The sequence below is a fragment of the Sphingomonas sp. genome (genome assembly GCF_025353885.1).
Lineage (GTDB): Bacteria > Pseudomonadota > Alphaproteobacteria > Sphingomonadales > Sphingomonadaceae > Sphingomonas_O.
Genome location: NZ_JANXNX010000043.1, coordinates 1 through 7,318 on the forward strand (window position 1 = coordinate 1; position 7,318 = coordinate 7,318).

General features: G+C 54.6%; 6 protein-coding genes and 1 pseudogene. 2 read left to right on the top strand and 5 right to left on the bottom strand.

The genetic code is table 11. From position 1 onward, the window contains the following. From Q0R02_RS04680 to Q0R02_RS04695, 4 genes are all read right to left on the bottom strand, one after another. On the bottom strand, positions 1 to 1,011 hold a 1,011-nt coding region (locus Q0R02_RS04680), incomplete at its 3' end, for a site-specific DNA-methyltransferase (RefSeq protein ID WP_293881250.1). A 195-nt stretch (positions 1,012 to 1,206) separates the two neighbouring features. Further along, on the bottom strand, positions 1,207 to 4,356 hold the full coding sequence (locus Q0R02_RS04685) for a hypothetical protein (RefSeq protein ID WP_293881251.1): 3,150 nt from the start codon (positions 4,354 to 4,356) through the stop codon (positions 1,207 to 1,209). Then, positions 4,353 to 4,721: a hypothetical protein gene (locus Q0R02_RS04690; protein WP_293881252.1), complete on the bottom strand. Its 369-nt coding sequence runs from the start codon at positions 4,719 to 4,721 to the stop codon at positions 4,353 to 4,355. Before Q0R02_RS04690 ends, Q0R02_RS04685 begins: the two co-directional genes overlap by 4 nt. A 1-nt stretch (position 4,722) precedes the next feature. Beyond that, positions 4,723 to 5,142, bottom strand: a complete 420-nt coding sequence (locus Q0R02_RS04695) for a hypothetical protein (protein ID WP_293881253.1) — start codon at positions 5,140 to 5,142, stop codon at positions 4,723 to 4,725. Between the two features lie 234 nt (positions 5,143 to 5,376). On the opposite strand from Q0R02_RS04695, the gene Q0R02_RS04700 reads away from it, so the two are divergent. Both Q0R02_RS04700 and Q0R02_RS04705 read left to right on the top strand, forming a co-directional pair. Then, a complete protein-coding gene (locus Q0R02_RS04700; RefSeq protein ID WP_293881254.1) occupies positions 5,377 to 6,270 on the top strand; it encodes a hypothetical protein in 894 nt (297 codons plus the stop codon). Positions 6,271 to 6,318: 48 nt separating this feature from the next. Further along, a complete protein-coding gene (locus Q0R02_RS04705; RefSeq protein ID WP_293881255.1) occupies positions 6,319 to 7,194 on the top strand; it encodes a CRISPR-associated endonuclease Cas1 in 876 nt (291 codons plus the stop codon). Here the strand turns inward: Q0R02_RS04705 and Q0R02_RS04710 are convergent. After that, positions 7,195 to 7,318: pseudogene (locus tag Q0R02_RS04710) on the bottom strand (IS630 family transposase); the annotation flags it as partial.

Consider the following 7,318-nt stretch of genomic DNA (forward strand, 5'->3'; position numbering starts at 1 on the left):
CGTATAGGCTTGCGACACGTCAATTCCGACACCGCTTCTGCCCAAAGCAAGCGCGGCCATCAAAGTCGTGCCTGTTCCGCAGAATGGATCAAGCACGGTGCCATTAGGCGGGCAAGTCGCAAGAATTGGAATCCGGCATAAGTCCATTGGGTAAGGCGCAAAGTGCGCGTCACGCTTCTGCGTGTCTTCGGGAACGATATCCCATACGTCGCTAGGTTTGCTGCCGTTCGGATGATACTTCAGAAAATAAAAGCCCTTAGTTAGTAGTTCTTTCGCACGACCGGACACCTTCGCGCTGTCCGAATGCGTCGTGCGCTGCTGATTGCGTATAACCATTCGGAAATCGGAAATGCGCCCCGTTCGCACGTCTTCCAGAACTTCGTTTAGGGCCCACAAGGACGCAACTTTTTCGGTAGTGGTTAGCGAGGTCGAAAGTTCGATCTGCCGCTTATATCGGATGCCTGTCACACCAGTTGCGGACACCACCGAACCGTTGACGATTGACGATGACCCGGGTTTCGAACGCACCGCGTCCGCATGGTAATAATAGATACGCTGTTTGACGAAGTGGAACACGAATTCGTGAATGTTCCGCAGCTTGTCCTTTGAATTATCGGGCGCACCTTTGATCTTGTTCCAAATAACATCGTTGCGAAGCAACCATCCGGCTTCGTCGATCAACGAGAGTGCGACTCGCCAAGGTATCCCGATAAGCGACTTATCGCGATAGGTGTCACCTAGGTTCAACCAAAGAGAGCCTTCAGGTTTCAGCACTCGCCTAACTTCCGCAAGGATTGTCGTGAGACTGGCTATATAGGTTAAATAGTCGGCTTCCTGCCCTACCCCTTCGGTATCGTATACCCGGTGTCCCCAATAGGGTGGCGACGTCATGCACATGTCCAAGCTGTCGCTAGGCAAGGTTCGAAGGATGGCAAGCGCATTCCCGCAATACACCTTAAAATGCTGTCGCGGAGCGCCCATTTGATCGGAAATGGTATTGCGTTGGATCATAGCCATGCCGCCTATTAGCGAGCAACTTTCGTTCTGTCTCACTTCGAACGGCTTGCATCTTATCGAAGTGGGCAATCGCTCGCTTTAAGCCCGCCACCGCAACCGTCCTGTGCGAACGGGTCGCCGGAAAGTAATTATCGATCAGTTATTGAAAAGCCGGTGCCTCCGGTGTGAATTGAACTCACTACCCGAACCTTAGCAAGGAAGCGTTTGCCGACGAACGCGATAACGTTCCAGCCTCCGCCGCAAATTCGACGGGTCGGTCTTCAACCGCCGCGCCGTTTCGCGTAACCCGTCACGGTTGACCGTTTCACTCAGGCGATGCGATTCAGCGTGGCGATCATGGCTTAGCTTCGCCCGCAAAGCGAGTGCAGCGGGCAGCTTCGCCGCAATGTTTCTCGCCAATTGGTAGCTGTCTCGACCTTTCTCGTCGCTCGCGAAGCCCTTTAATCTCGATACGGACATTCCGAGCATGGCGGCGGCTTTGCGTTCCCCGCATTCGGCCATAAATTCGCGCAGTTTATCGACAAGCGCCCTGCGCTCGCCAACGGCGATGCCGTATCCGATTTCGGAATCGACGCTCAGGCCGATCATCGCTTGGCGTTCCCAATCATGTGATTCTTTTCCGATATGATTCGTCTCAGTCATCTCGACATGGCGGCGAAGCGTCGTTCCCCGGTCGGTATAATTGCCGTTCAAAAACTTCGATTCGGGTTGCACGTGATATTGCGCCAGCGCGTCGGCATAGGATTTGAGCGATGATGCCGAGACGGGTTCGCCCGTGTCCCGGTCAAACGCCGATGCGATAGCCTTGTCATGGTCGCGGTCGAACGGTGCGACGGGTTTCAGCCGTCCGGGTTTCTTGCGTCGTCCTTTGGATGGGTCGGCAATGCGCTCGCCCACGTCCATTCCCAGCATCATCGACAACAGGAATCCGAACGGTTTAACCTGATCGCGGTAAGGTCGGTCGCGGTTGTAGGTTGAAAACCACCGCAGCAATTCGGGTGTTGTCGCCGAATACCGGCTGAGCGCGGTTTTGCTGAGTGCCGGGTGATAGTCGAGACGCACCTGATCGGGACGACCGGCAAGCGCTGCGCTTACAATTTGATGCCACAGGTCGCAATGCCAACGTTCGATACCGTTGCCGAGAACAGATTTATGCGGAGTCGGCAAATCTGGCGGCGCATCGTCGTCGCGATAAGGCGGGATCAAATGCCCAAGACCGTGTGCCGATACTTTACGCAAAATCGGCGCACCGGTCGCGTCGATATTGAACAGGGCATATCGCTTCGAGGAAACCGCCCAGCAATATAACGGCTCAGGTTCATCCGTTTCTAGCGAAGCATTGACATCCTCGATTTTTAGGATCGACCCGCCAAAAGCGTAGGGATTGAGCGCCGCAAACCAATCAACGACGGCGCGGGCGCGTTCGCCAAATTCATCGGCGGGCATGGCGTCAGGCTTGGCGATTGCCATGCTATCGGTGTCGCAAAACGACCAGTCCAACCCTTGATCGGTCACAAGCCGTTCGGCGGTAGCGAGCATCAACCGGGCAGCGCCGGTTATCAGCGTTCCCAAAAGCGGGTGAAAGAATGTCCCGGGCATTTCGGATTTGTCAGTCTTGAAACTGAATGGGTCGCAGGTCGAACTATGCACCGTTGTCGCCTTGGCCTTCGCGCCGGTTTCGACATTCACCTCGATAAAAATGCCATAGCTTGTCGAGTTGGCGGCGATTTTCAGGGCATTTTGTTCGGTGTCGAGTTCGCCCTTTTCGTCGCCGGTCGCCACGTCCCGCCGCTTTTTGATCGACTGGCGAAGTTCAATAACCCGCTTGAAAAAGTCGGTGATGTTTGGATCGACACGGTAATCAGGATTTCCGCTAATCTCGATTGCTGCAAGATCGGATTGCACCGGTCCCGGCGCAAACGAGATTGCTTCGATGATCATCGGCGCTTTGCCGTTCAGCAATTTTGCCGCAATGCAATCCGCCAAAGTAAACCATAGCGGCACGGTAGACGTCAGATAGTTTGCACCGATCGTGCTTTGGCCTTCGCCAGTATGGGCTTTGCCTATCGGATATTCAGCCCGCACCGGGAAAATGTCACCATCGGGCAGGACGCGAACGAGCGTAGCGAGCCGCGCCCATGTCGATTGCGATTGCAGCATGTCCAAATCGACGGCTTCGACAAATTCTCGCGTTTCGTCAGTCGTGTCTTGCCACGTCATACCGTCGGCGATGACAAATTTCCAAAGCCCCATGAGGGTGCAGACGGTCGGATACATCGACAGGAAATCGCATAAGATGACTTGGCGCACTTCGCGGCGAATACGGATTTCGGAACGACCGCCGAAATAGCTTCCCATGATCTTGGCGATCAAATCGCGCGGAAAATCGGGCTGGCATTTGCGCCAATGCGTAACGCCCATTTCGCGCAGATAGCCTTTGCCGATACTCGCTTCGCTGTAGATTTTTTCGGGGATCGTGCGGGACAGGCCAAGTCGGGCAATCCGCGTCATTACTTCGCGGTAGCATTCCCATGTCGCCTGCACGTCACGAACTGCATAGCGCACCATTTCGTCGGTGATCGGTCTGTCGAAATCATCGAAATCTAGCTTCGGATGTTCGACCTTCAAAAACTGCGAAAGACTGGCGAGCGAAAAACCACGGGCAAAGAGCGCCCCGGCAAGAGTTTTTACGTCGATAAAATGGCCGCGCCGGATTGGCGTTGGCAATTCGCGCTTGCGCTGCACACGACTGTCGCGCTGTTGCATTGTCGCAGCGAACGAAATCAATGCCGTTCGTTGCGATAGGTGTTTCACCCTGACATTCGGATAGATTTTGTGAGCGGACAGCTTGAACGTAAAGCCTCCGTGCATGGCACTCGCCATACTATCGACTGGCGTTCGTGCCGTCGCATGACTAATCGCCAATCGCGAGATGTCGAATGGCAGATTGAACCCGACAATGGTAGCGCGAAGCTGATAGGCGCGTTTGAAAAACACGTCATCGACGAACGACTCCCGCGTCCGCAATTCTAACCCGTTTCCAGTGGCATGATTGCGGAGCGTTTCGAGTTCGTCCGCTGTCACGCCGTCGGGATCATAGAAAATGCCCGCTTCGTCGAGTTCATCGCCGTTGCGGAATTGATAAGCACCGAACCGCAAGGCCTGTCCCGGATGTGTCGAGGTTTCACAGTCGAATATCAGTGTCCAGGACGACGCTGGCGCAGCGGGTCGCTTTGCCTTCGCGGTTGGTTTTTCCGCATCCGGCACTGGTGAGAATTGCGGCGCTGCATAGGCGCGAAGCGAAACCGGCAAGCGGTCGGTGATTGCGGGCGCGGTCATTTCGCGTCCCCTGTCAATGGCGGGGGCGAAGCGCGTTCGATCAATTGTAGCCCGAAAGCATATAGCTTTTCGACAATGTCTCTGAGCATGTCGGCAAGACCGAGCAAAAAGCGCCCGATAGTATGCAGCATAAAATCGGCATTCGGATCGAAAGCCGGTTGATCGCGCTGCGCGTCGCTCATTTGCCGATGACAGTTGCGGCACAACAGCACGGTCATATCGTCGCAGTCGTGGTCTGCGACATGATGTTGCTCGATACAGCGCCAGTCGGGATTGCCGCACAAACCGCAACGCGGTTCATTCGTGCCCAGTTGTTCGCACCGCCGCAGTTTGCGGGTTTCTTGCGCCAGTTCTTTATCGTCCATTTTATGCTCCTGTTAAAACGAGTCGGTAGATTTCGTGAAAAATCTCGTCGCCCTGAGCCGCGATGCGGTGCAGTTCGTTCGGGTCGGTTTCGAGAGAGTGCGCCTTGCCCTTGGCATCGATGACGGCGCGTTCATCGAACGGAAGCAACAGGTCGCGGTCATTTGTGCGGATGAATTCGCGCACCGCCGAAAGATGCTGCCCGTTCAAAGAGGCTTGGTCGTAATCGCGTAACCGCAGCTCTTGCGCCTTTCCGTCCGAGATGACGGTCATGTCACGGTGGCGATTGTCAGTGATTTTGAGCGAGCGCCCGCGACCTTCAACTTGGACGTTTTCGCGCAGAAACCGCCGAAATCGTTCCGGTGCTATATTGACCGACTTTGCCGCTGCCGTGCGGTCGCCTGTTTGGCGAAGCAGCTTCAATGCCGCTTCTAGCCGATCGTCCGTCTTAGTCTTTGGCCCTTTGATCTGAGCTTCGCCCGTCCGGGCATGGCCCCGGCCTTGCGACCGACTCAGCCCCCGTGCAGCCGCATTGGCGATGCGGCGAGCGTATTCAGTTTTGTGATTTCGAATTCTCATAGCCAGTGGATGGCTCCACCGCTCGATTCCAATCTTGGCCAACGAGACGCATCTGTCATTCCGGGTTAAGGAAGGGCGATGACCAATGCCGAGCTAGCATCTGCACTCAACGACGAATTCAAGCTGGAGGGTCACGCTCGCCTCTCCGCGAACGTCATACGTCAGTGGGTAGATTGGGGACTATTGCCAAAGGCGCAGGTTGGGGGACGTATCCAAGGAGGCGGGCCGATATGGGGGCGCCAAAACAGTGCGATTATGCGGGCTCGCCGCTTCGCCGAAATGCGAATATATGGCCTCCGATCTGAGCGGGCCCTTGTTGCCGAAGCCTATATCGAATGGGACGCAGTTTCGTTCGACCGAGCAAAGCACGCGATTTTAGGAGAGTTTTGCAGCGTCAAATCAAAGTTGCGGCGCAATCTGACGGCAGACATTCCCGCGGGGCCGGTGAGCGAATTCAGCTCGACCAAACGTAGAGCCTTGAGAAATCAAGGTGGTCCTCTCGACCCCATTTTTCGTTCAACGCAATTCGAGTTGTCAACAGATACGATTTTAGCTGCGATGCAATCGACATTCGCCGGAATATCCAATGAAGGGGACCAATTCGCGTTGATCGCCAACGCGTTAGCTCAAATGGCTCCATCCCTCGCACCATATTTGCCATCCCATTTATTGGAGATGGCTTCGACGAACGCTCTTTTCGCACCGTCAGATGAAGTTGAATTTTCTGGTGAGGCGGTATTGGCGCTAAGCACTCAAGCACAATTCGCTAGCGCCCGTAAGACCACGATGAAATTTGTCAGAAGGATGCACAAGGTTACCGATGGCCGCTATGCTCACATATTTCCTGACGACTCTTTGGCCATGCTGTCGATGATGAAAACGCTCCTGCCACAGATAAGTACAGGACCTTGGCTAGTTACCCGATTTACCCATATTCTGATGATGCAAGACAGCAAAAATATTGCTCATTAACTTTCATTTAACGCGAGGCGAACTGCAATAAACTGTTATGATCGATGGATGTTGCACAAACCCGAATTAGACAATTCCGAAAACACAAATTGGGCGGAGCGCTCTGATTTTTGGCAAGCAATTACGGCGGCATTACCGCAAAAACGAAAGCGGCGAGAACGAAATTCTAAACCATTGATATTGTGCGGACACGGCGTTTCGCTGCGCATTGAAAACGGTACTTTAGCTATCCGCGACGGCTTTACGCATTACCCACAAAGCCAACCCAAATATCGCTATTTCCGTGGCGACCTCGAAACACCGTCGCGTATTCTGTTGCTCGACGGCAGCGGGACTCTTTCCTTCGACGTTCTATCATGGCTGGCGGAACAGGGCGTCGCACTGGCCCGCGTTAAGTGGACTGGCGAGGTTGCGACCGTCGCAAGCGGCAGTGGTTTTGCTGCCGATCGCGAAAAGGTCCAATGGCAGCATGACACCCGAGCCGATGAAACAATCCGGCTTGCATTTGCAGCGGATGTTATCCGGCAAAAGATAATCGCCAGCATCGATACCCTCGAAGGCCAATTTGAGCCTTCACGCGCACGAAAAATCGCGATCGACAAAGCCAGAATTGGCATTGAGCGCTTAAGTCTCGATACATTCAATGATATCAATGCAGTGTTCGCAATCGAGGGTGAATGCGCCTCTGCATATTTCACGGCGTGGAATGGGATGCCGCTCAACTGGGCTGGAGCGCAACGCCGCCCAGTGCCGGTTATCTGGCTAACTTATGCCGGACGCAGTTCCTTAGCTGCCAGTGTGAAAGCCGAAAATCGCAGCGCATCGCACCCGGTAAACGCATTGCTGAACTATGCCTACGCGGTGAAGCTCGCACAGATGCAAATACAGGCCATCGCGGATGGGTATGATACCAAGACTCTCTGATTAGAACCGATGCGCCCAAGTTGGGAGCCCGAGGGACATGATTCGCCATGGTTGGTCGGTGAGGCGGTTCCAGGCGAAGCAGCAGTGATCGAGAATATCGTCGTAGGATTTGAAGACGCGGTTT